Origin of the sequence: Hymenobacter psychrophilus (genome assembly GCF_900107135.1) — a bacterium.
In the GTDB taxonomy this organism is placed as follows: Bacteria; Bacteroidota; Bacteroidia; order Cytophagales; family Hymenobacteraceae; genus Hymenobacter; species Hymenobacter psychrophilus.
Window position 1 is genome coordinate 68,948 of the sequence record NZ_FNOV01000007.1, and the last position, 21,803, is coordinate 90,750.

At 60.4% G+C, this 21,803-nt stretch carries 19 protein-coding genes and 1 rRNA gene; 12 read left to right on the forward strand and 8 right to left on the reverse strand.

All coding sequences use genetic code 11. From position 1 onward, the window contains the following. Positions 1-83 precede the first annotated feature (83 nt). The 6 genes from rrf to BLW21_RS11760 all read left to right on the forward strand — a co-directional run bounded on the left by rrf (position 84) and on the right by BLW21_RS11760 (position 5,925). Positions 84-195, forward strand: a 5S ribosomal RNA gene (gene rrf / locus BLW21_RS11735). 371 nt (positions 196-566) lie between these two features. Further along, complete coding sequence (locus tag BLW21_RS11740; RefSeq protein WP_092740213.1) at positions 567-2,615, forward strand: BatA domain-containing protein; 2,049 nt, start codon at positions 567-569, stop codon at positions 2,613-2,615. An 86-nt stretch (positions 2,616-2,701) separates the two neighbouring features. Then, on the forward strand, positions 2,702-3,232 hold the full coding sequence (locus BLW21_RS11745; protein WP_175470946.1) for a DUF4199 domain-containing protein: 531 nt from the start codon (positions 2,702-2,704) through the stop codon (positions 3,230-3,232). A 42-nt stretch (positions 3,233-3,274) separates the two neighbouring features. Beyond that, positions 3,275-3,808 carry a DUF4199 domain-containing protein gene (locus BLW21_RS11750; protein ID WP_092740217.1) on the forward strand — a complete coding sequence of 178 codons (534 nt, stop codon included), beginning with the start codon at positions 3,275-3,277 and terminating at the stop codon, positions 3,806-3,808. Beyond that, positions 3,801-4,787, forward strand: a complete 987-nt coding sequence (locus tag BLW21_RS11755; RefSeq protein ID WP_092740219.1) for a glycosyltransferase family 2 protein — start codon at positions 3,801-3,803, stop codon at positions 4,785-4,787. The genes BLW21_RS11750 and BLW21_RS11755 overlap by 8 nt, the downstream gene beginning before the upstream one ends. A gap of 10 nt (positions 4,788-4,797) precedes the next feature. Beyond that, positions 4,798-5,925, forward strand: coding sequence for a glycosyltransferase (locus BLW21_RS11760; protein WP_092740221.1), 1,128 nt, complete (start codon positions 4,798-4,800; stop codon positions 5,923-5,925). Positions 5,926-5,983: 58 nt separating this feature from the next. Here BLW21_RS11760 and BLW21_RS11765 read toward each other — a convergent pair whose 3' ends face one another. The 3 genes from BLW21_RS11765 to purB all read right to left on the reverse strand — a co-directional run bounded on the left by BLW21_RS11765 (position 5,984) and on the right by purB (position 9,077). Further along, a complete protein-coding gene (locus BLW21_RS11765; protein ID WP_092740223.1) occupies positions 5,984-7,090 on the reverse strand; it encodes a glycosyltransferase family 9 protein in 1,107 nt (368 codons plus the stop codon). Positions 7,091-7,210: 120 nt separating this feature from the next. Beyond that, complete coding sequence (locus BLW21_RS11770) at positions 7,211-7,702, reverse strand: DUF6252 domain-containing protein (protein WP_139255192.1); 492 nt, start codon at positions 7,700-7,702, stop codon at positions 7,211-7,213. Positions 7,703-7,721: 19 nt separating this feature from the next. After that, the gene (gene purB, locus BLW21_RS11775; protein WP_092740227.1) at positions 7,722-9,077 is read right to left on the reverse strand and encodes an adenylosuccinate lyase; all 1,356 of its coding nucleotides are present in this window, start codon (positions 9,075-9,077) and stop codon (positions 7,722-7,724) included. Between the two features lie 282 nt (positions 9,078-9,359). Here purB and BLW21_RS11780 point away from each other — a divergent pair, with 282 nt between their 5' ends. Further along, a complete protein-coding gene (locus BLW21_RS11780) occupies positions 9,360-11,504 on the forward strand; it encodes a biosynthetic peptidoglycan transglycosylase (protein WP_092740229.1) in 2,145 nt (714 codons plus the stop codon). Between the two features lie 46 nt (positions 11,505-11,550). Here the strand turns inward: BLW21_RS11780 and BLW21_RS11785 are convergent, their stop codons facing one another. From BLW21_RS11785 to hemG, 3 genes are all read right to left on the reverse strand, one after another. Beyond that, positions 11,551-12,486, reverse strand: coding sequence for a TerC family protein (locus tag BLW21_RS11785; RefSeq protein ID WP_092740231.1), 936 nt, complete (start codon positions 12,484-12,486; stop codon positions 11,551-11,553). Between the two features lie 63 nt (positions 12,487-12,549). Next, positions 12,550-13,362: a polyprenol monophosphomannose synthase gene (locus tag BLW21_RS11790; RefSeq protein WP_092740233.1), complete on the reverse strand. Its 813-nt coding sequence runs from the start codon at positions 13,360-13,362 to the stop codon at positions 12,550-12,552. Between the two features lie 285 nt (positions 13,363-13,647). Next, on the reverse strand, positions 13,648-14,982 hold the full coding sequence (gene hemG / locus BLW21_RS11795; RefSeq protein WP_092740235.1) for a protoporphyrinogen oxidase: 1,335 nt from the start codon (positions 14,980-14,982) through the stop codon (positions 13,648-13,650). A 191-nt stretch (positions 14,983-15,173) separates the two neighbouring features. Here hemG and BLW21_RS11800 point away from each other — a divergent pair, with 191 nt between their 5' ends. Continuing rightward, complete coding sequence (locus BLW21_RS11800; protein WP_394331649.1) at positions 15,174-15,701, forward strand: D-glycero-alpha-D-manno-heptose-1,7-bisphosphate 7-phosphatase; 528 nt, start codon at positions 15,174-15,176, stop codon at positions 15,699-15,701. Between the two features lie 400 nt (positions 15,702-16,101). Here BLW21_RS11800 and BLW21_RS21525 read toward each other — a convergent pair whose 3' ends face one another. Both BLW21_RS21525 and BLW21_RS11805 read right to left on the reverse strand, forming a co-directional pair. Continuing rightward, on the reverse strand, positions 16,102-16,260 hold the full coding sequence (locus BLW21_RS21525) for a hypothetical protein (RefSeq protein ID WP_175470947.1): 159 nt from the start codon (positions 16,258-16,260) through the stop codon (positions 16,102-16,104). Between the two features lie 189 nt (positions 16,261-16,449). Then, a complete protein-coding gene (locus BLW21_RS11805) occupies positions 16,450-17,853 on the reverse strand; it encodes a type III PLP-dependent enzyme domain-containing protein (RefSeq protein ID WP_092740587.1) in 1,404 nt (467 codons plus the stop codon). A 295-nt stretch (positions 17,854-18,148) separates the two neighbouring features. On the opposite strand from BLW21_RS11805, the gene BLW21_RS11810 reads away from it, so the two are divergent. The 4 genes from BLW21_RS11810 (at position 18,149) to BLW21_RS11825 (ending at position 21,793) form a co-directional block, all read left to right on the forward strand. Next, a complete protein-coding gene (locus BLW21_RS11810; RefSeq protein ID WP_092740239.1) occupies positions 18,149-19,123 on the forward strand; it encodes an arginase in 975 nt (324 codons plus the stop codon). A 156-nt stretch (positions 19,124-19,279) separates the two neighbouring features. After that, positions 19,280-20,977 carry a circadian clock protein KaiC gene (kaiC, locus tag BLW21_RS11815; RefSeq protein ID WP_245711878.1) on the forward strand — a complete coding sequence of 566 codons (1,698 nt, stop codon included), beginning with the start codon at positions 19,280-19,282 and terminating at the stop codon, positions 20,975-20,977. Positions 20,978-21,152: 175 nt separating this feature from the next. Further along, positions 21,153-21,443, forward strand: a complete 291-nt coding sequence (locus BLW21_RS11820; protein WP_092740243.1) for a circadian clock KaiB family protein — start codon at positions 21,153-21,155, stop codon at positions 21,441-21,443. Further along, positions 21,440-21,793 carry a circadian clock KaiB family protein gene (locus tag BLW21_RS11825; protein WP_245711879.1) on the forward strand — a complete coding sequence of 118 codons (354 nt, stop codon included), beginning with the start codon at positions 21,440-21,442 and terminating at the stop codon, positions 21,791-21,793. The genes BLW21_RS11820 and BLW21_RS11825 overlap by 4 nt, the downstream gene beginning before the upstream one ends. The last annotated feature ends 10 nt before the right edge of the window (positions 21,794-21,803 follow it).

Here is a 21,803-nt window from a genome sequence, read left to right on the forward strand (position 1 = left end):
CGCTTACTTTTTCTTTTACGCTGCCTCTATGTCGAATTTCACAGCCGCACCGGTGCGAACACGCCGGTATGTGCTGAATTGATAATGGTGGCTTTAGCCCGGGTGTTCACCTCTTCCCATTCCGAACAGAGTCGTTAAGCCCCGGAGCGCCTATGGTACTGCCTTCATCGGTGGGAGAGTCGGTCGCCGCCAACCTTATCAAGCTTGCTGCCCCGCAGCGTCCTATGCCTTACCGGGCGGGATGCGCGGGGCAGCTCGCGTTTACGGCCAGGCTAGTTGGGGCAGGGACGCCAACCGACATTTGCCTACCTGCTCTGTCTAGTCGCTCTAGCACAATAAGGCCCGCTTCCTCACGTGAGGAAACGGGCTTTGTGCTTTACTGCGAGTCTGGTTTCCTATAATCAGGAGCATAAAATCCCGTTTTGTAAGGTTGGAACATATATTTATACAGTGGGTATATCGGTCATTTACGTTGTTCCCCAATCAATAACTCTTACGTAAGCAGTCACGCAGGATGTACCCCTGTCTTTTTGTGTTTATCTTCACGGAATTACTGGTTTTACTACATGGTATTTACGTATCCGTGGTTTTTGTGGGGGCTGCTGGCAGTGGCTATTCCTATTGCCATCCATTTGTTTGAATTGCGTCGGCCACAGCGGGTGCTATTTTCCAACGTGGAGTTTATCCGGGAAGTTAAGTTGGTAACGGCCCGGCAGCGCAAATTGAAGCATCTGCTGGTGCTGGCGGCTCGAATTGGGCTGGTTGCATTTCTGGTGCTGTTGTTTGCCCAACCCTTCATCCCGGCTTCCGAGCAAGCAGCTACTGGCAATGTGGTACAGGTGCTGCTCGACAACTCGCCCAGCATGCGCCAGTTGGGTTCTAATGATCAGCCAGTGCTAGAGCAGGCAATCGACCAGGCTGTCGATTTACCCTTGGCCTTTCCGGTAACAGCCCGTTTCGGTCTCTCGCCGGGTGGGCCTGACTTGCTTAATGCGGCAGCTTTCCGTAGTGCTGCAGAAAAAGTTCAGGTAAGCGGACAGGCTGGTGAGTTGGGCCGGGCATTGGCTCAGCGTCAGCAGCAGAGAAGTACAGCCGGCTTCGGGCCGCTGTTTGTATTTTCCGATTTTCAAAAGAACGATTTTTCGGCTCGTAGCTTACAGTTACTCGACTCCACTCAGCAGGTATTTCTGGTGCCTGCAACGGTGCGGCCTACGGCTAACGTGTTCATCGACAGCGTGTGGGTCGATGATGGTTTTGTGCGTAGTGATAGTGATTTGACACTGCGTATCCGGCTGAAGAATGGGGGGCAGGTGCCTGCTGAGAACTGCCCTGCCAAACTATTTGTGGGGCCGCGTCAAGCTGCTTCTTTTCAGATTACTGTGCCGGCGGGGCAAGTGGTGACGACGCAAGTACGGCTGCGGTTGAGCGGGCCGCAAACCCAGCAGTGCCGGGTAGTAGTCGATGATTTTCCAGTGGACTTCGACAATACCTATTTCTTCACACTGCAGCCCGCCGCGCAAATTAGGGTAGTGGAGGCAGCGACTAGTGCGCGGCTCGACCGGTTATATGGCAATGAGCCCTTGTTCAATTACCAGTTTACTAATGCTCAGATTGCCGACTACCGAAAACTGGCAGAAGGCAATCTGCTGCTACTTCGCGAAGCGCCCACGCTAACTGCTGGCCTGCGCGAAAACCTGCGCCGGGCAGTGCAACAGGGGGCTACGCTGGTTGTGGTGCCCCCAGCCGCGGCAGGTAGCTACGAGGCATACACACAGCTGTTCCGCGAGCTTGGGCTTGGGCCGGTGCAATGGCAGCCGGTGCCGCCTACCGGACCCGTGTTGCAGGAAGTAGCTGTGCCAAGCAACCGTAACCCCTTCTTCCGGGACGTATTTGCGGGGATAAACCCAAAGGCTGCCATGCCAAAGGCAGCTCCTGTGCTACGCTGGGCCCGCACGGGCACCGAGGTGTTGGGCATGCGCGACGGGGAAAGTTTCCTAGCCGGATTTAGTAGCGGCGCGGGCATGGTGTACGTTTTCTCCGCCCCATTCAGTACCCCATATTCCGACTTCGCCCAGCATCCGCTGTTTGTGCCAGTGCTCTATAAACTGGCTATGCAGAGCTACCGGCAAACGCAGCAGCCCGCCTATAGGCTCAACCAGGCAGTAGCTACGGTGCAGCTCCCAGTCAGGGAAACAGGGGCGGAAGCGGTGTATCGGCTGGTGCAGGACAGCCTGAGCTTTATTCCGGTGCATCGGCGGCAAGGGAGTGTCCTGCGGCTGGAAGTGCCGCCGGGACTACGGCAGCCCGGATTCTACGAGTTGCAGCAAGCGGGCAAAACTGTTGCCACGTTGGCCTTTAACTTCGATAAGCGCGAATCGGACCTGGCGGGTTACTCGGCGGCCGAGCTACGGGCCCTGATTGGGCCCAACCGCCCTAACGTACGCGTTTACGAAACCAGCGGGAGTCAAACGGCAGCGGCCCAGTATAAGGCAACGCGGGTAGGTACGCCGCTGTGGCAGTATTGCATCTGGGGGGCCTTGGCCTGCCTGCTGCTGGAAGCGCTGCTGTTGCGCTGGTCACGGCGACCGGCACCTGTAACAGCTGTGACGGCTTAAGCTACCTGGCTTTTACCCCGTAGATACTGGGTTTTGGGGTAGTTGCAGCCCCGGCCGTATCTTGCGCCTTCATTCGACTTCTGCTCTTGAAACCAACTACTGCTTCTGCGCTGAGCCCTGTACTGCGCACTGCTCTGCTGTGCGGAGCCATTACCGGGGCGCTATGCTTTGCCTGGGTGCTGTTCCTGTACGTCAGCGACAACAACCCCTACGGTCCGAAACGGACGCTGGCCGATTTCTTTCCACCCCTGGCGGCCATTGCGAGCCAGGTACTGCTGCGCCGCTATTACCAGCCAGACGGGCCGGGGCTTTGGAAAAGCATTGGAGTTGGGGTGCTGACGGCACTGATTGCGGCGCTGGTGTCGGCCACGGCTTTCTACCTGTTTTCGCGGCTGACGGGGCCAGAATTGATTGCGGATCATTTGGCTGAGGTCCACCGGCTGCTCGAAAGTACTAAAGCGCTGTATCTGAAAGAGGCCAACGGATTGCAGCAGTATGAGGCCACATTACGCAACCTAGCCCGCACGCCGGTTCAGTTTGCCCAGGATGAATTTTCTAAAAAGCTATTTTTTGGGGCACTGCTGAGTATTCCGGGTGGGGTGTTCTTGCGGAAATAATTTACCTTCCCGCATTCAACCACTCCTCACCTTGTTTTGCTCATGGAAAACACCACTACTCCTGCTGTTACTCCCCTTGCCGTTGGTGTCCGCTATGGCCTGATCATCGGTATCGTTTCCATTATTGTTGACCTTGTGCTGAAGGCAAGCGGACTGGCATTCAAGTTCTCTGTCTCCGTAACGGTGCCGCTGCTGGTGATGGTGGTAGGAATTGTGCTGGCGCATAAGTTTTTCAAGCGCAGCAATGGGGGATACATGAGCTACGGGCAGGGCTTGCTTATTGCCATTGTGCTGGGTTCTATCAGTGCCTTGTTTACCGGTATCTTCAATTATGTCTATATCAATTTCATTGATACGACTTACGTAGATGCCATGCGGACCGATATGGAAACCTGGATGGCCAGCAAAAACATGCCGGAGGAGCAGATTGAAATGTCGCTGAAAGATATAAGCCAGGAAAAGCTGGGTGCCCCGTTTGCCATTGCTAAAGCCATATTTGGTGGAGCTATTGGTGGGCTGGTGCTGTCGCTCATCGTTTCCGCCTTCACCAAAAGCAAACGCCCTGAGTTTGAGTAAGCGCCTTTCGCAGCACTTTCCGGTGGAGCTGTCCATCGTTATTCCGCTGCTCAACGAAGCCGAGTCATTGCCCGAACTGACGCGCTGGATTCACCGCGTGCTGGCGCAGCATGGGCTCACCTACGAGGTCATTCTTATTGATGATGGCTCGACCGACGACTCCTGGGACGTAATTGCGGCGCTGGCTGCCACGGATACACATTTGCGTGGCATCCGCTTCAACCGCAACTACGGCAAGTCGGCGGCCCTCAATGTGGGCTTCAAGGAAACGACCGGCCGCGTGGTGTGCACCATGGATGCCGACCTGCAGGATTCGCCCGAAGAGCTGCCCGAGCTCTACCGCATGATTACCGAAGACGGCCTCGATTTGGTGAGCGGCTGGAAGAAAAAACGCTTCGATCCGCTCAGCAAAACAATTCCTACCAAGCTGTTCAACGGCGCCACGCGCTGGATTTCGGGCATCAGTCTGCACGATTTCAACTGCGGGTTGAAGGCCTACGACAGCCGGGTTGTGAAAAGCATTGAGGTGTACGGGGAGATGCACCGCTACATCCCGGTTATTGCCAAATGGGCCGGTTTCCGGCGTATCGGCGAGAAGGTGGTGCAACACCAGGAGCGCAAGTACGGCACCACCAAGTTCGGGCTGGAGCGGTTCGTGTACGGCTTCCTCGATTTGATGAGCATCACGTTCGTGAGCCGGTTCCGGCGGCGGCCGATGCACTTTTTCGGGGCCTTGGGTTCGGTTTCCTTCCTGCTCGGGATGCTGATTACGCTCTGGCTGGTGGTCGATAAAGTCTGGCAATCCTGGCAGAACGTGGCCACCCGCGCCGTTACCGACCAGCCCCTGTTCTTCCTGGCGCTGGTGGCCGTTATTGTGGGCGTGCAGCTGTTTCTAGCCGGTTTTCTGGCCGAAATGGTGCAGCTCAACGGCGACAACCGCAACGATTACCTGGTAAAGGAGCGGCTGAATCTGAAGTAAAAATTAAAAGATGCGCGTAGTCATCATCGGGCCGGCGTACCCGTTACGAGGGGGGCTGGCGACCTACAACGAGCGGCTGGCCCGGGCCTTCCAGGAAGCCGGCGACGAGGTGCGGCTCGTAACGTTTTCGCTCCAGTACCCCAATTTCCTGTTTCCGGGCCAGACCCAGTTCAGCACCGGGCCCGCGCCCGAGGGCTTGGCTATCGAAGTCAGCCTGAACTCGGTGAATCCGGTTTCGTGGTGGAAAGTGGGGGAGAAGTTGCGCCGCGAAAAGCCCGACCTGGTGATTTTCCGGTTCTGGCTGCCGTTTATGGGGCCGGCGCTGGGCACCGTGGCCCGCCTGGTGCGCCGCAACGGCCACACCCGCGTGGTGGCCATTACCGACAACGTAATTCCGCACGAGGCCCGGCCCGGCGACCGGCCCCTGACGCGCTACTTCCTGAGTGCCTGCCACGGTTTCGTGACCATGAGCCGGGCCGTGCTGGCCGATTTGCGCCGCCTGCACTTTGGCCAGGCCGCCCTCTACCGCCCACACCCGCTCTACGACAACTTCGGCCCCACCAAGCCTAAAGTGGCGGCCCTGGCCGCCCTGGGCCTCGACCCTGCGTTCGGCTACCTGCTGTTTTTCGGCTTCATCCGGGCCTACAAGGGCCTCGATATTCTGCTCGAAGCCTTTGCCGACGAGCGGCTGGCCGCGCTGCCGGTAAAGCTCATTATCGCGGGCGAGTATTACGAGGATGCCGCGCCTTACGAAGCTCTCATCAAGCAGCATGGGTTGGAAAACCGCCTCATCCGGGCCACCGACTTCATCCCCAACGAGCAGGTAGCCGACTACTTCTGCGCCGCCGATATGGTGGTGCAGCCCTACAAAAACGCCACCCAGAGCGGTGTTTCGCAGATTGCCTACCACTTCGGCCGCCCCATGCTGGTAACCGACGTGGGCGGGCTGGCCGAGCTCATCCCGAACGGTGAAGTGGGCTATGTGGTGCCGCCCGCTCCCCAGGCCATTGCCGATGCGCTGGTTGATTTCTACAGCCAGCAGCGGGAAACAGAGTTTATGGCGGGTGTGGCAGCGAAGCGCCAGGAGTTTTCGTGGGAGGTGATGGTGTCGGCGTTGAAGGAAGTGGCTTTAGGTTAGCTCTTAGCCTTTAGCTTAGCTTCTTGTTCAGGAAAAGCTATCAGCTAAAGGCCCATAATTAGCTTACCGGCACACTCGCCCGCACGGCCGCCAGCACCTTCTCGGCCGGCAAATCCTCCATACAGCCTGCGCCGCCCAGCTTGCAGGTACCGCGGTAGAAGCACACGCACTGCTTATCCGGCTGCACGATCTGGCCGCGGCCGTAAAGGTCGAATTCGTGGGGGTTGAAGATATTGTTCATCAGAATCGTGGGCTTTTGGAGCGCGATGCTGATGTGCATGGCCATGGTTACCTGCGTTACGATGCCGTGCATTTGGTGCAGCAGGTTGATGAACTGGGGCAGGGGGAAGGTGCCCAGGTAGGCCGCGCCGGTGGCGGCCTGCAGGCGGCGGTTGCGGGCGTCTTCGGCCTCGCCACCCAGCAGCACGGGGGTGTAGCCGGCGGTTTGCAGCTGGGTTATCAGCTCCAGCCACTTTTCGTCGCTCCACAGGCGGGTTGTCCATCGGTCGCCGCAGCCGGTGTTGAGGCCGATGCGGGGGCCGGCGCCGGTGGGCAGGTGGCTCCAGTCGTAGCCCTTGTCCTGGTGGGTGTCGAACACGTACTCCTCGCCCCGGAAATCGAAGCCGCAGAGCTCGAAAATTTCCTGCACGTAGGGCTTCTGGTTTTCCAGGCTCAACTGGTCGAACACGCCGGTGAGGTACTTGTGGTTGGCCAGCTCGTTTACCGGCCAGGCTACGCCGTCAGTTTCGCGCAGGGTGTAGCCGAATTTCCGGCCGGCGTCCATTTTGAGCAGCAGGGCGCAGGCTTCTTTCTCCTTATCGAGGTTGATGGCCACGTCGAAGCGGCGGGCCATCAGGTGCAGGGCGCTGGCAAAATCGAACCGAAGAATCTCCTCAATCTGGCCCTGGGGCAGGATGGCGGGCGTGAGCGTGAGCCAAGTGATATAGCAGCCCGGATACTCCTGCCGCAGCCGCCGCAGCAGCGGCGTAGTGCGGATAACGTCGCCGATGGCCCCGAGCTTGATGAGCAGAATGCGCGCACCAACCGGCTCATACACCGGGCAGTCCGGGCACAGGTAGCCGTGCTCCTTGTTGGGGCGGCAGGGCACATCGCCCCGGAAATGGCGGCAGTCGGAATGCACGGTGATGTTCGAGAGGTCGGGCACGGAGCGGGAGCAGAGCAGTTGAAAAGATGAAATTAACAGGCCGCAGATTGTCGCACCAGGGAAACCGATGCCGCCCTGGCAGGCCACAACGACTTATCCGATGGGGCGCCAGGCCAGTGCTTACAGGCCTACAGTGAATTTGCCACTGGTAATCGATTTGGCTGTACCGGTGGCCGGGTTTATAGCTGTGAAGGCGAAAGTGCCCGAGGTGCTGGTGGCCGTGAGAGCCGTAACAACGATGCTGCCCGTACCCGTAACGGTGCCCAGGCCGGTAGCCCCGGCGTAGTATACTTCGGTGCCGGAATTGGTGCGCGTGCTGTACGTACCCGAAGCGTCGGTCGTCAGGCTGAACGTATAGGTGCCCACGGCGGCCGGCATCGACAGCATCAGGAAGCTGCTGGTAGGCCCGTTGGGGTTCACCGTGCCGGCTATGGAAAGGTTGTTGCCGCTGCGCTGGGCCTGCAGCGTGGTCGTTGTCATAAGGCCGCCGTCCACTGTCCAACTCATGCCGGGCGCTAACGGGGGCGGAGTCGGATCCTCGTTTTCTGAGGAACAAGCCCCGAGGAACGAGAGGGCCAGCAGGGCGAATACCGGCCGGAGGAAACGAAGCAAAGGCTGCATATAAGTAGCGTTATATCCCCACGTAATTCTGCGGCGTAATGGCGCGCAGCTCCTGCTTCACGGCGTCGCTCACGTCGAGGCCATCCACGAATGCGCGGATAGTTTCGCGGGAAATGGCCTCGCCGGTACGGGTGAGGGCTTTGAGGGCGTTGTAGGGGTCGGGATAGGCCTCGCGGCGCAATATCGTTTGCAAGGCCTCGGCCACCACGGCCCAGTTGGCTTCCAGATCGCGCTGCAGCGCCGCTTCGTCGAGGGCCAGCTTATCGAGGCCGCGTTGCAGCGACGTGAGGGCAATGAGCGTGTGGCCCAGCGGCACGCCCAGGTTGCGCAGCACCGTCGAGTCGGTGAGGTCGCGCTGGAGCCGGGAGATGGGGAGCTTGGCCGAAAGGTGCTCCAGCATGGCGTTGGCCAGGCCCAGGTTACCCTCAGCATTCTCAAAATCGATGGGGTTCACCTTGTGCGGCATGGCCGAGGAGCCCACCTCCCCGGCCTTCACCGTCTGGCGGAAGTAGCCCATGGCAATGTACTGCCACACGTCGCGGGCCAGGTCGGTGAGGATGGTGTTGAGCCGCTTAAGACCGTCGCAGAGGGCGGCCAGGTGGTCGTAGTGCTCAATCTGGGTGGTGGGGTGGCTACGCTTGAGGCCCAGGCGGCCCTCCACGAACTGCTGGGCAAACTGATGCCAGTCGAGGCCGGGGTAGGCGACGTGGTGGGCGTTAAAGTTGCCGGTGGCGCCGCCGAACTTGGCCCCGAACGGCACCTGGGCCAGCAGCTCCACCTGGGCATCGAGCCGGGCCACGAACACCTCAATTTCTTTGCCCAGGCGGGTAGGGGAGGCCGGCTGGCCGTGGGTGCGGGCCAGCATGGGCACGGCGGCCCACTCCTGGGCGCGGGCGGCCAATTGGTTGCGCACGCCGGCGTAGGCCGGCAGCAGCGTGTTGATAAGCGCGTGCTGCAAACTCAGCGGAATGGCGGTATTGTTGATGTCCTGCGACGTAAGGCCGAAGTGGATAAACTCCACGAACTCGCCCAAACCCAGGGCCGCAAACCTGTCGCGCAGGAAGTACTCCACGGCCTTTACGTCGTGGTTCGTTACCCGCTCGTGGGCCTTTACTGCTTCGGCATCGGTGGCGGTGAAGTCGGTGTAAATGGCCCGCAGAGGCCCGAATGAGGCTGCCTCTACACCCGCCAGCTGGGGCAGCGGCAACTCGGCCAGCGCAATAAAGTACTCCACTTCCACCAGTACCCGGTAGCGGATGAGGGCCAACTCCGAGAAGTAGGCCGCCAGCGGGGCCGTCTGGCGGTGGTAGCGGCCATCGAGGGGCGAAAGGGCAGTCAGGGGCGAAAGGGCGGCGGCTTCGGGCATGGAGAAGGAGGCAGAAGGTGAGTTCGCCGGCAAATATAGTCTCATCCGCAGCCTGCCACAGACGCGTACAGAAGATGCTGCCGGAAATAGTCTTCCGTATCGGCCCCGGCCAGTTCCGGATAAGCCCAGCATGGGCCTGCCTGCCATTCCTTTCCCCCGCCCATTTCTCCCACAGGGCGCGGGGCTTTTTGTTTACCTTTGCCGCTTAAGCTACTCGTGAGGCGGCGGGTTCGGCCCGATTCTGGCTGGCCCGGCTCCGGCCTCTCGTTTTCTCCCTGATTCGTGCACATAACTCCAGCAATCAAGAAAAGAATTGGCATCGGCCTCGGCATCCTGGCGGTGCTGTTGCTGGCGGGCCTCGGCCTGTTCCTCGTTAAGCGGCAGCAACTGCTCGAAGCGGCGCTGGTGCGGGTAAAGGCGAAAGTCGAGGGCAAGTTTCCGGTTACGCTCACGCTGGGCCCGGCCCGCTTTACCGACCTGAACACCGTGGAACTGCGCAGCATCAGCGTGGTGCCTACCGCTCCGCTCACCGACACGCTGCTGCGTGCCCGCACCGTGCGCGCCTCCTTAAGCGTGCGCAGCCTGTTTGCGGGCCGGCCCGTGTTCAGCAACCTCGAAATTGACACCGTTCGCCTCACGGCCCGCCAAACCGCCGCCGGCAACGACAATTACTCCTTTCTCTATAAGAAGAAAGAGGGCGAGCCCACCGTGGCCCGCGACACCACCAAGGGCACCAACTACGGCCTGCTGGCCAACCAACTGCTCGAAGCCACCTTCGACAATGTGCCCGGCGAGGCCGATTTCCGCGAATTCCTCATCACCTACGAAGGCCCCCGCCACCGTGCCCGCCTCGTAATGCCGCGCCTGGCCATCAAGAGCGGCGAAATTTCGGGCGAAATGACGGCCCTGATTGACTCGGTGGAAAACCGGGTGGGCGTTATCGGCTACATTGATGCCGGCAGCTACGAGGTAGATGCGCAAGTGTTCGGCCTCGATAAGCGGCCGGTGGTGCTGCCCATTGTGCAGCGCCGCTACGGCGCCCGGGTGCAGTTCGATACCGTGCGCATAAGCCTGTCGGACAAGACCTTCCGCCGCGACGAGCTGACGCTGACCGGTACGGCTTCGGCCGTCAACTTCATCGTCAATCATCCCAAGCTCTCCGACCAGGATGTGCGTTTCCCGCGTGGGGGCATCGATTTCGTGACCCGACTGGGGCAGGCGTCGTTTGCACTCGAAAAGGGTACGCGGGTACTGCTCAATCGCATGGAGTTTTTTCCTGAGCTGAGCGTGCGCCGCCGGCCGGTGCCCGAGCGGGTTATCGGCGAAAACATCAATGGCCTGACCAGCCGCAGCCAGCTGCTGGCGGGCCTAGTGATGAAGCTGGACGTGCAGTCGGCCGAAACCAAGGCCAACGACTTTTTCGAGGCCCTGCCCGAAGGCATGTTTGAAACCCTGGAGGGTACCCGTGCCGAAGGCACGCTGCAGTACAAGCTACACGCCGCCCTCGACATGAATAAGCTCGACAGCCTGGAGTTTGATTCGGGCCTGCGGGCCACCAAGTTCCGGGTTACCCGTTTTGGGCGCGAAGACCTCAACAAGCTCAACGAGTCGTTCCGCTACACGGCCTACAACGACAAGGGCGACTCGGTGAAAACCTTCGCCGTGGGCCCCGAAAACCCCGAGTTCACGCCCTACAACCAGGTGTCCGACTACCTCAAGTACGCCATCATGACGGCCGAGGACCCGCGGTTTATGACCCACCGCGGCTTTATGGAGAAGGCGTTCGTGAAATCGGCCATCCAGAACCTGAAGGAGCGGCGCTTTGCCCGCGGCGGCAGCACGCTCTCGATGCAGCTGGTAAAAAACGTGTTCCTGACCCGCAAAAAGACCATTGTGCGGAAGGTGGAGGAGGCGCTCATCGTCTGGATTATTGAAAACACCCGGCTGGCCAGCAAGCAGCGCATGCTCGAAGTGTACCTCAACATTATTGAGTGGGGACCGAAAATTTATGGTGTACACGAGGCGGCCGAGTTCTACTTCAGCAAGCAGCCAGCCAACCTGAGTTTGTCGGAAAGCCTGTATCTGGCCAGCATTATTCCGAGCCCGAAGCGCTTTCGGGGCGGTTTCAACCAGTACGGCGACATGCGCGGCTCGGCCCGCTACTTCCAGCGCCTGATTGCCCAGCTGATGGCCCGGCGCGGCTATATTTCGGAGGGCGAAGCCCAAAGCGTGGGCGGCGTGAGCTTCAGCGGCCGTGGCCTGCGGGCCATGAACTTCAGCGCCCGCCCCGATACCATCCGCCTGTCGCTGGCGCCCGACTCAACCCGGTTCGACGAGCCCATCGATCTGCTCGACCTGCTTGGTACGGGCGTACCCGCCAGCCAGGAAGTGCCCCGCAACGGTACCGTGCCGCCGAAGCCGGAGTAGTTGGTGACCGAGTGACCTGGTGAAGGAGCGTGACCCATCCGTCAGGTCACTCATGCACTGCTTCTTCTTTCGGCTTTGGAAACAGCAGCGACAACGCCACCGACAGCAGCAAAATGGCCCCAACCGTGCCCAGCGACCAAGTCAGCGAAACGTGCACGAAGTCTTCGAGCAGCAGCTTGCCGCCGATAAAGACCAGAATAAGGGCCAGGCCGTAGTGCAGGTAGTGAAACAGGCGCATGAGGCCTTCGAGGGCAAAATACAGGGCCCGCAGGCCCAGTAGCGCAAACACGTTGCTGGTGTACACGATAAACGTATCGCGCGAAACGGCCAGAATAGCCGGAATGGAGTCGGCGGCGAAAATAACGTCGGTAGTTTCCACCATCACCAGCACCACCAGCAGGGGGGTGGCGAACAGTACGCCATCTTTGCGCACAAAAAACCGGCCCCCGTGCAGCTGGCTGGTGATGGGTAGGTGCCGGCTCAGAAACTTAACCACCGGGTTGCTGTCGGGGTCGATTTCGGGCTCGGCGCCGGTGGTGGCCATCTTGATGCCCGTGTACACCAGGAAGGCCCCGAGCACGTACATCAGGAAGTGGAACTTGGCCAGCAGCGCGGCCCCCACCAGAATAAACACCCCCCGCAGCACCAGCGCCCCGATAATACCCCAGAACAGAATTTTGTGCTGGTACTGGGCCGGCACTTTGAAGTAGCTGAAAATAAGCAGAAACACGAACAGGTTGTCGACGCTCAGCGACTTCTCAATGAGGTAGCCCGTGAGGAACTCCATGGCGGCGGCCTTGCCCAGCCACTGGTACACCAGGAAGTTAAAACTCATCGAGAGGGCAATCCAGAACGCGCTCCAGCCGAGCGCCTCGCGCATACTCACGGCATGGTCGCGGCGGTTGAATACCAGCAGGTCGAGCAACAGCAGGGCCAGCACGAACACGTTGAAGCCAACCCAGAACAGCGGGGAATTATCCATTGGCAGCAAGATACATGGCTGCTGCCAAACAGCGGAGCGCCGGCAGGCGGGCGTGCTGGTCGCTTAGCGCGTTTCGGGGTCGGTGGCGGCGGCCGTCAGCGGGGCAACATTAGGCTGGGGTGCATGGGCCAGAGTGCCGGCACCCTGGCGGTCGAAGTGCCGGAACCAGCTGCTTATTTTCATCTGCACCACCCCAAAAAAGGCTTCCTTGAAGATGCCTTTGCTCATTTTGGATGTGCCGCGGGTGCGGTCGGTGAAAATAATGGGCACTTCCTTAAGCCGGAAACCGAACTTGTAGGCCAGCCACTTCATCTCAATCTGGAAAGCGTAGCCCACGAACCGGATTCGTTCGTTTGTAATAACGCGCAGCACCCGGGCCGTGTAGCACTTAAAGCCGGCCGTGGCGTCCATGATGGGCATGCGCGTGATAAAGCGCACGTAAGCCGAGGCGAAGTACGACATCAGCACCCGGTTCATGGGCCAGTTCACCACGTTTACGCCCTCGATGTAGCGCGAGCCGATGGCCAGGTCGTAGCCCTGGTTGGCGCAGGCGTCGTAGAGGCGCATCAAATCGGCGGGGTTGTGCGAGAAGTCGGCGTCCATCTCGAACACGTACTCGTAGCCGTGGGCCAGGGCCCAGCGGAAGCCGTGCAGGTAGGCCGTACCCAGACCCTGCTTACCGCTACGCTCCTCCAGAAACAGCCGTTCCGGAAACTCGGCCATCAGCCCGCGCACAATAGCGGCCGTCCCATCGGGCGAACTGTCGTCGATGATGAGTACGTCGAAATGTTGGGGCAGCGAGAACACCTTGCGGATAATTAATTCCGCGTTTTCCCGCTCATTATAAGTTGGTATCAGAACGAGGCCGTCAGTCATTGCCGTAAAGGTAAAATTTTGCGCGAAGAGCGGGGCTTCTGCGCTGAAAACGGTTGCCGGTGACACCAAGGCCGCAGCAAACAGCCGGAAAGCTAGCGGAGAGATACAGTTGGCCGACCACGGGTTGCGTGCCGGGAGTTGGATAACCGCGCCGCCGCATTCGGGTTTGCGCAATATAAGGTTTGAGTACTGGCTGGCCCCCTACCATCAGGCCACCCTGTCAGGGCCAGAAAACCAAAAGTGCGGCGGGCTGCTAGCCGGCTGAAACCGTAGCGGCTCGGGCGGCTACCGGGCCGCGGCCAGCGTGGCGGCCAGCTGCCGGGCGTGGCGCACGCAGTCGGGCACGCCGGCGCCCGCCCGCCAGTTGGCCGTGGCGTGCAGGCCCAGGGCCTGCAGGGCGTCGGCGGCGGCGTGGGCAGGCACAATGCGGGCATCGAACTGCGGAATGGCGCGGGGCCAGAAGTAGCGGTGCTGCCAGACCGGCGCGGCGCCCGCCTTCAACCCATAAAAGCGGCTGAGCTCGGCGTGCACGGCCGCCTGCTGCTCCGCGGCCGATTCGCGCGCCTGGGACTCGTACTGCGTGCCGCCCACAAACGTAGTAAACAGCACTTGCCCGGCCGGGGCCCGGTTTGGAAACAGCGAGCTGGTCCAGATGCTGCCGGCGGCGTAGGGCTGCTCGGCCTTGGGGTGCAGGGCCCCGAAACCGTTGAGTGGGTGGCCTACATCGGCGCGCTGGTAGGCCGTGTACACGGCGGCCATAGGGGGGTAGTACACCGCCGCCAGCGCGGCGGCCTGCTCCGGAAACTGCTCGGCCAGCAATGGCGCGGCGGCGTAGGTGGGCAGCGCCAGCACTACCTGCTTGTAGAGGCGCGGCGCGGGGCCGGCGGTAGTTTCCAGCTCCCAGCGGCCGTCGTCGGTGTGGCGGTGCAGGCGGGTGGCGGCCTGCCCGAAGTGGGCCCGGCGCAGCTTGGCCGCTAACGTGGCGGGCAGCGTTTGCAGGCCCCCGGCCAGCGACACAATGCGGCGCCGGCCGGCCTTGCTCTTGCCCTTCATCAGCCCGCGCAGCACCGAGCCATGCTGCTGCTCCAGGGCCGCCAGCTGCGGAAAGGTTTTGTGCAGCAGCAGCTGGGCAGGGTCGCCGGCGTAGATGCCCGAAATGAACGGGTTGAGCGCGTACTCGACTACCTCGGGGCCGAAACGCCGGGTGAAAAACGCGCTCAGCGTTTCAAGCTCATTAACGGGTTCGGGCTTGCGAAACAGCTCCCGTACCATGTTATAGCGCCCCTTCAGACTGAAAAACTTGCTGGTTAGCAGGCCGGGCGGGGTGCCGGGCAGTGGCTGGTAGGCCCCGGCCCGCAGCACGTAGCGGTTCTGGCTCACGGCAGCTGCATCCTGGATTTTATCGTTTAGCCCCAACTCGCCGAATAGGGCCGCCAGCTCGTCGGAGAGTTGCAGCGAGTTGGGGCCTACTTCGAGCAGGTAGCCCTCGTGCTGCTCCGAGCAGATGGTACCGCCCGGCCGCGTATCGGCTTCAAACAAATCATAGTCAACGCCTGCCCGTTGCAGCCCCCAGGCCAGCGTCAGCCCCGAAATACCCCCGCCGATAATTGCAATAGCCATGAATTGATGTGCTGGTTCGTTGATGTGCTGATGTTCGGGCAAAGATACAGTCCGCTGGAGCGGGGCGTAGAACTCTGGCCCGTCAGGGAGGCCACATCAACAACCCGCCCAAACAGCGTAGGGTTCTTTGCTCCGTGGCCGGCGGGGTACGAGCGCCCCTATCTTTGCCCGCGTATCAACCCATCAACCCCATGAACAAAGCCGTTTTCCTTGACCGCGACGGAGTGCTTAACCGCGAAATTGGAACGTACGTATGGGAGCCGGCCAAATTTGAGGTGCTGCCAGGCGTACCCGAAAGCCTGGCCCGGCTGAAGGCCGCCGGCTATTACCTGATTGTGATAACCAACCAGGCCGGCATTGCCCGCAGCCTGTATACAGCCGCCGATGTACAGGCCTGCCACGCCAAGCTGCAGCAGGCCGTGGGTGGCATTATCGATGCGCTGTATTTCGCGCCCGGCCACCCCAGCGTGTCAGAAAGTCTGCGCCGCAAGCCCGACTCGCTGATGCTGGAGCAGGCGCTGGCTCGTTTTGGGCTGGATGTGGGCCGTTGCTGGCTGGTGGGCGACCGGCTGCGCGACATAGCCGCCGCCGAAAAGGTGGGCGTGCGCGGCCTGCTGGTGGGCCCCGACGAGCCGGCCGGTTACACCCCGCGTACTGCCGACCTGCCCACTGCCACCGACTTCATTCTGGCCGCTGCCGCCGGGCTAGGCGCTCAGTAACGCACCTGGCCGCCAGCTGCTGCTATTGCAAAATCGGCGGCCGGGTGGGGGCGCAACGCTACAAACCGGGTGGCTAGTGCAGGTGGGTGGTGGCAGTATTACTGGCCAGTGCTACCGGCCCCAGCGCTGGCGAAGTTGGCTTGGCTGAAGTGTAGGCAGGGCACTGCGTACGGCAGGAAACGGCTCCCAAGGACAGCAAGAGTCCGAAAAGAAGAAGCTTTTTCATTAAAAAGCACTAAAATATTGGCAAAAGAAGAAATGCAAAGCGCCGTGCTTTCAGCCTCCAACGATGCAGTTGCCACTAGATTGCCCTAGCTGCCGAAAATTACCGACCCGCCGTAATGCAAAACGCCTTCCCGGGCTAGGAAGGCGTTTCGTAATTGCGGAGCCGTAGGGGCAACTACTGCCGGTCAGGAGCAGCAGTTGGGGCCTGGGCCATCACGGGCGACGAGAGCCGGTTGGCGTCTTTGATGCCGCTGTAGGCCGGGCAGTTGGATTTCTTGTTGCAGGCACTCAGGCCGAGGCCGGCCACGCAGGCCAGGAGTAGGATTTTTTTCATGCGTGAAAACTGAAGTAAGGGCACCGCCCGGAGAAGATATCGGCCATAAAGATAACCGTCTGAATCCCGGCCTGCAACTACCCGGCCAACGCTGCGCCCGAAGGTGTGCCAGAGGCCCAAAAAAGCGGGAGTTCCGGCCGGAACTCCCGCTTTTTTGGCTGACCAGAGGAGGGCTAATGGCCCGCGTCGCTATACCTGGTAACCCAGAATCCGCAGCATCGACTCGCCGGTTTGCTCCTCGGCAAACACCCGGTCGGTGAGGTTGCCGTCGGCGTCGCGGTCGAGAATCACGATTTTGGGGGCCGGAATCAGGCAGTGCTTCACGCCGCCGTAGCCCGAAAGGCTTTCCTGGTAGGCGCCCGTGTGGAAGAAGCCCACGTAGAGCGGCTCGGCGTCGGTGGCGGGCTTGCGCTCGGGCAGGAACACCTGGTAGATGTGCTTTTCGGCGTTGTAGTAGTCCTGCGAGTCGCAGGTGAGGCCGCCGAGCTGGATTTTCTTGTACTTTTTGTCCCAGCCGTTGAGGGCCAGCATGATGAAGCGCTGGTTCAGAGCCCAGGTATCGGGCAGGTTGGTGATGAACGAGCCGTCAATCATGTACCACAGTTCCTTGTCGTTCTGCAGCTTCTCGTCCAGAATTGAATAGATGGTAGCGCCCGATTCGCCCACCGTGAAGATGCCGAACTCGGTGAACACGTCGGGTTCGGGCACGCCTTCCTCGTCGCAGATGCGCTTAATGGTCCGCAGGACTTCCTCAATCATGTAGGGGTAGTCGTACTCCTTCTGAATGGACGTCTGGATGGGCAGGCCGCCGCCGATGTCGATGGTCGTGAGCGTGGGGCACACCTTGCGCATTTCGCAGTACTGGTGCACAAACCGGCTCAGCTCCGACCAGTAATAGGACGTGTCCTTGATGCCGGTGTTGATGAAGTAGTGCAGCATCTTCAGCTCGAAGCGCGGGTCGTCCTTGATTTTGCTTTCGTAGAGCGGCAGCGCGTCGGCGTAGCGGATGCCCAGGCGCGAGGTGTAGAACTGGAAGCGCGGCTCCTCATCGGAAGCCAGGCGCATGCCCAGGCAGCACGATTCGCGCACGTTGTCGTGGTAGTAGTCCACCTCGTTGGGCGAGTCGAGGATGGGCATGCAATTGCCAAAGCCATCATTGATGAGGCGGGTAACTTCGCGCTTGTACTCCTCGGTTTTGAAGCCGTTACAGATGATGTAAGTGTCCTTGGTCACGAGGCCCTTGGCGTGCATGGCCCGGATGATGTTGGTATCAAACCACGACGAGGTTTCGATGTGGACGTTGTTTTTGAGCGCCTCTTCCACTACAAAGCTAAAGTGCGAGGCCTTAGTGCAGTAGGCGTAAGAGTACTTGCCGCGGTAGCCGGTCTGCTCGATACCGCGCCGGAACCACTCCTGGGCCCGCTGAATCTGGGAGCTGATTTTGGGCAGGTAAGCCAGGCGCAGCGGCGTGCCGTGCTTCTTTACCAGCGCCATCAAATCGATGCCCTCAAAGCGCAACTCGTTGTTTTCGACCGTGAATTCGTCGGTCGGGAAATCGAAGGTCTGGGAAATCAGGTCGCGGTAGGTATCCATGTAGGGCATTGGGGGCTTTAGAATTTAGTGCTTGGGCGCGGAACAGGTAGAAGCAGAACAGCAGGAGCAGAGTAATGGGCGGCGGTTGCAAAAGAAAAACTTCTTCCCAAAGCACGAAGCACCATCAACTAAGCCCTAAATTGCAGATACAAAGATACCCCCTCGCCGGGGTTTTGGTTGTGCTCTGTTCGTTGGTGGCGCCGGAAAGACCGCGCGCGTCAAGCCTGAGGGGAATTCCCACCCGCTCAATCGGCAAGCATCAAAACCACCCTAACCTCTTTTCTGCCAATGTAATATGCGACGTATTAAGCTGCTGGAAGTTCGCTCCGAACTGGGGGCCGGAACCCGGGGGGCCAGTATGGGCATCGATGCCCTGAAGGTGGCCTGCCTCAACAAGGGCTCCGATTACTTCCGCCGGTTCAACTCGGTAAAAGTGCCCGACCTGAACCACGTACTGTTCGAGAAAAACCACTTCCCCCACGCCCGTCACATCGACTCCATTTACATGGTGCAGAAGGGCATTGCCAGCACCGTAGAGCAGACGTTGCGGCTGGGCGAATTTCCGTTGGTGCTGGCCGGCGACCATAGCAACGCCTCGGCTACCATTGCCGGTATCAAGGCCGCCTACCCCCAAAAAACGCTCGGCGTCATCTGGGTTGATGCCCACGCCGACATTCACTCGCCCTACACCACGCCCTCGGGCAACGTGCACGGTATGCCGCTGGCCCTGAGCCTGAACGACGACAACCGCGAGTGCCAGCGTAACCAACCCGCTCCCGAAACCGAGTTTTTTTGGCAGCGCCTGCGCGATTTGGGCGAGCCCGGCCCAAAAGTAGCCCCCGAGCACCTCGTATACGTAGTGGTGCGCGACACCGAAGCCGAGGAAAACGCCATTATCGAGCGCCTGGGCATCAAAAACTACCAGCTCGAAGAAGTCAAAAGCAAAGGCACCCGCCAAGTGGCCCGCGAAATCTACGAGCGGCTGCGCTTCTGCGACCTAGTGTATGTCTCCTTCGATGTGGACTCATTGGATTCGCGCTTTAGCAAGGGCACCGGTACGCCCGTCGAGGAAGGACTCAACGTGGAGGAAGCTATCAGCCTGTGTCGCGCCCTGCTCGAAAACGACCGGGTAGTGTGCTTCGAGATGGTGGAAATCAACCCCACCCTCGACTCGGAAAACACGATGGCCCAAAATGCTTTCGACATTCTCGAAGCGGCCACTGACGCCATTCAGAACCGCCTGCGCCTGGCCGAAGTAGTGAGCCGGTAAGCGTGAATGCGTGCCTCGCCGGATTAAGGACCAATTTATGCTGTGTAAAACGCGAGTTGGTCCTTAATCCGGCGAGGCACGTATTCACCCTTATATTGCAACAAAATTTGCCCTATGCCTGACCAGCCGTCGTCCTCTAGTACCCCGTTATCTCAGTTGCCCAAGGCGCTTACCGGCATCGAGGGGCTGGATGAAATAACCGAGGGGGGCCTGCCCCTGGGCCGTCCCACGCTGGTTTGCGGTAGTGCGGGCTGCGGCAAAACGCTGCTCGGCATCGAGTTTCTGGTGCGCGGTATTCTCGACTACGACGAGCCAGGGGTGCTGATGGCCTTCGAGGAAACGGCTGCCGAACTGGCCGCCAACGTCGCCTCGCTGGGCTTCGATTTGCCCCAGCTGCAGGCCGATAAAAAGCTGCGCCTCGACCACGTCCACATCGACCGCTCTGAAATAGACGAAACGGGCGAATACGACCTGGAGGGGCTGTTTATCCGCCTCGGCTACGCCATCGACAGCATCGGGGCCAAGCGGGTGGTCCTGGATACCATTGAGTCGTTGTTTTCGGGCTTTAGCAACGAGGCCCTGCTGCGTTCGGAAATCCGGCGGCTGTTTCGCTGGCTGAAAGACAAGGGCGTAACCACCGTTATTACGGCCGAGCGGGGCGAGGGCACACTCACGCGCCAAGGCCTGGAGGAATACGTATCGGACTGCGTTATTCTGCTCGACAACCGCGTAATTGACCAGGTAACGACACGGCGGCTGCGCATTGTCAAGTACCGCGGCAGCACCCACGGCACCAACGAATACCCTTATATCATCACGGAGGATGGCATTTCGGTGCTGCCCGTTACCTCGCTCAAACTCGAGCATAAGGTGTCTGATGAAGTGATATCGACTGGCGTGGCCGACCTCGACGCTATGTTCCGGCGCGGCGGGCTTTACCAGGGCAGCAGCACCCTGATTACGGGCACAGCGGGCACGGCCAAAACCACGCTCGGCGCGGCCTTCGCGCTGGCGGCCTGCCAGCGGGGCGAGCGAACGATGCTCTTCGCCTTCGAGGAGTCGCCGGCCCAGCTGCTACGCAACATGGCCACGGTAGGTCTCGATTTAGTGCCCTTTGTAGATAGCGGGTTGCTGCGCATTGAGGCCAGCCGGCCCACGCTCAACGGCTTGGAGCGTCATTTGGTCACGATTCATCGGCTCATCGGTCAGTTCAAGCCCCATACTGTCATCATCGACCCCATCAGCAACCTGATTTCGGTGGGCAGCATTTCGGAAGTGCAGAGCATGCTCACCCGGCTGGTTGACTTCCTGAAAGTGCAGGGCATCAACGCCCTGTTTACGGCCCTTATCAGCGGCGGCCGCGGCCAGCAGGAAATAGCGCAGGAAGGCATTTCCTCGCTCGTCGATACCTGGATTCATGTGCGCGACCTGGAAGGCGTCGGCGAGCGGAACCGCGGCATCAGCATTCTGAAGGCCCGGGGCATGGGCCACTCTAATCAGGTGCGCGAGTTTGTGGTTACCGAGCAGGGCATCCGGCTGCTCGACGTGCTGGTGGGTCCGGGCGGCATTATCACCGGGGCCAGCCGCCTCACCCAGCACATTCAGGAGCAGGCCCAGCAGATTGCCGCCGGGCAGGAGGCTGAACGCCGCGACCGGGAGCTGGAGCGCAAGCGCCGGGTGCTAGAAGCCACCATTGCCAACCTGCGCACCGAATTCGAGACGGTGGAGGAGGAACTGCGGCTGGTGAACTCGGCCGAGCAGCAGCGCCAGCAGACGCTGACGGAGGACCGCCGCCAGCTGGGGCAGAATTTTTCGGCCCGCCCGCCCGATTCAGCCAACGGTTCGGGCGCGTAGCCGTTAGCAAGTTGGTTGAGGGGTTGGGTGTGAATAGAAACCACCCGTCATCCTGAGCTTACGAAGGACCGATACAGGGTGCTTTCAAAAGATAATAGATTCTGTACAGCTCCTTGGCTCCCCCTAAGCTAGTAAGCTATTAACCCAGACCCTGATTACCCCAAAAAACAATACTATGGACGAGGAAACGTGGGAGCTGCGGCTGTACGTGGCGGGGCAGACGACGAAGTCGATGCTGGCGCTGGCCAATCTGAAAAGCTACTGCGAGCGGCACCTGAAGGGGCGCTATCAGCTGGAGGTGATTGATTTGCTGGTGAACCCGCAATTGGCTGAGGGTGACCAGATTTTGGCCATTCCAACGCTGGTACGCAAGGTGCCATCGCCCATCCGCAAAATTATCGGCGACCTCTCGAACCAGGAGCGCGTTTTGGTCGGCCTCGACATCCGGGCCATCGGACATTCTTGAGTACCGTTCTGATGGAGGACTGGTTTTCCGCCGACGAGCGCCCGCCCCATTACGTGCTGGAGCTCTACATAACCGGTGCCACGCCCAACTCGACGCGAGCCGTACGCAACCTCAAGGCCATTTGCGAGCGGTATCTGGCGGGGCGTTTCGAGCTGACGATTATCGACATTTATCAGCAGCCCGAACTGGCCCAGAGCGCCCGCATTATTGCCGCGCCCACGCTGGTGAAGAAAAGCCCCGGCCTCGTGCGCTGGCTGGTGGGCGACCTCTCGGACCGCCCGCGGGTGCTGCGCCTGCTAGGGTTGGATACCGGGTTCGAGGATGATTCGCAACCAACTCAAAATAGCTAAGCTGCGGGGC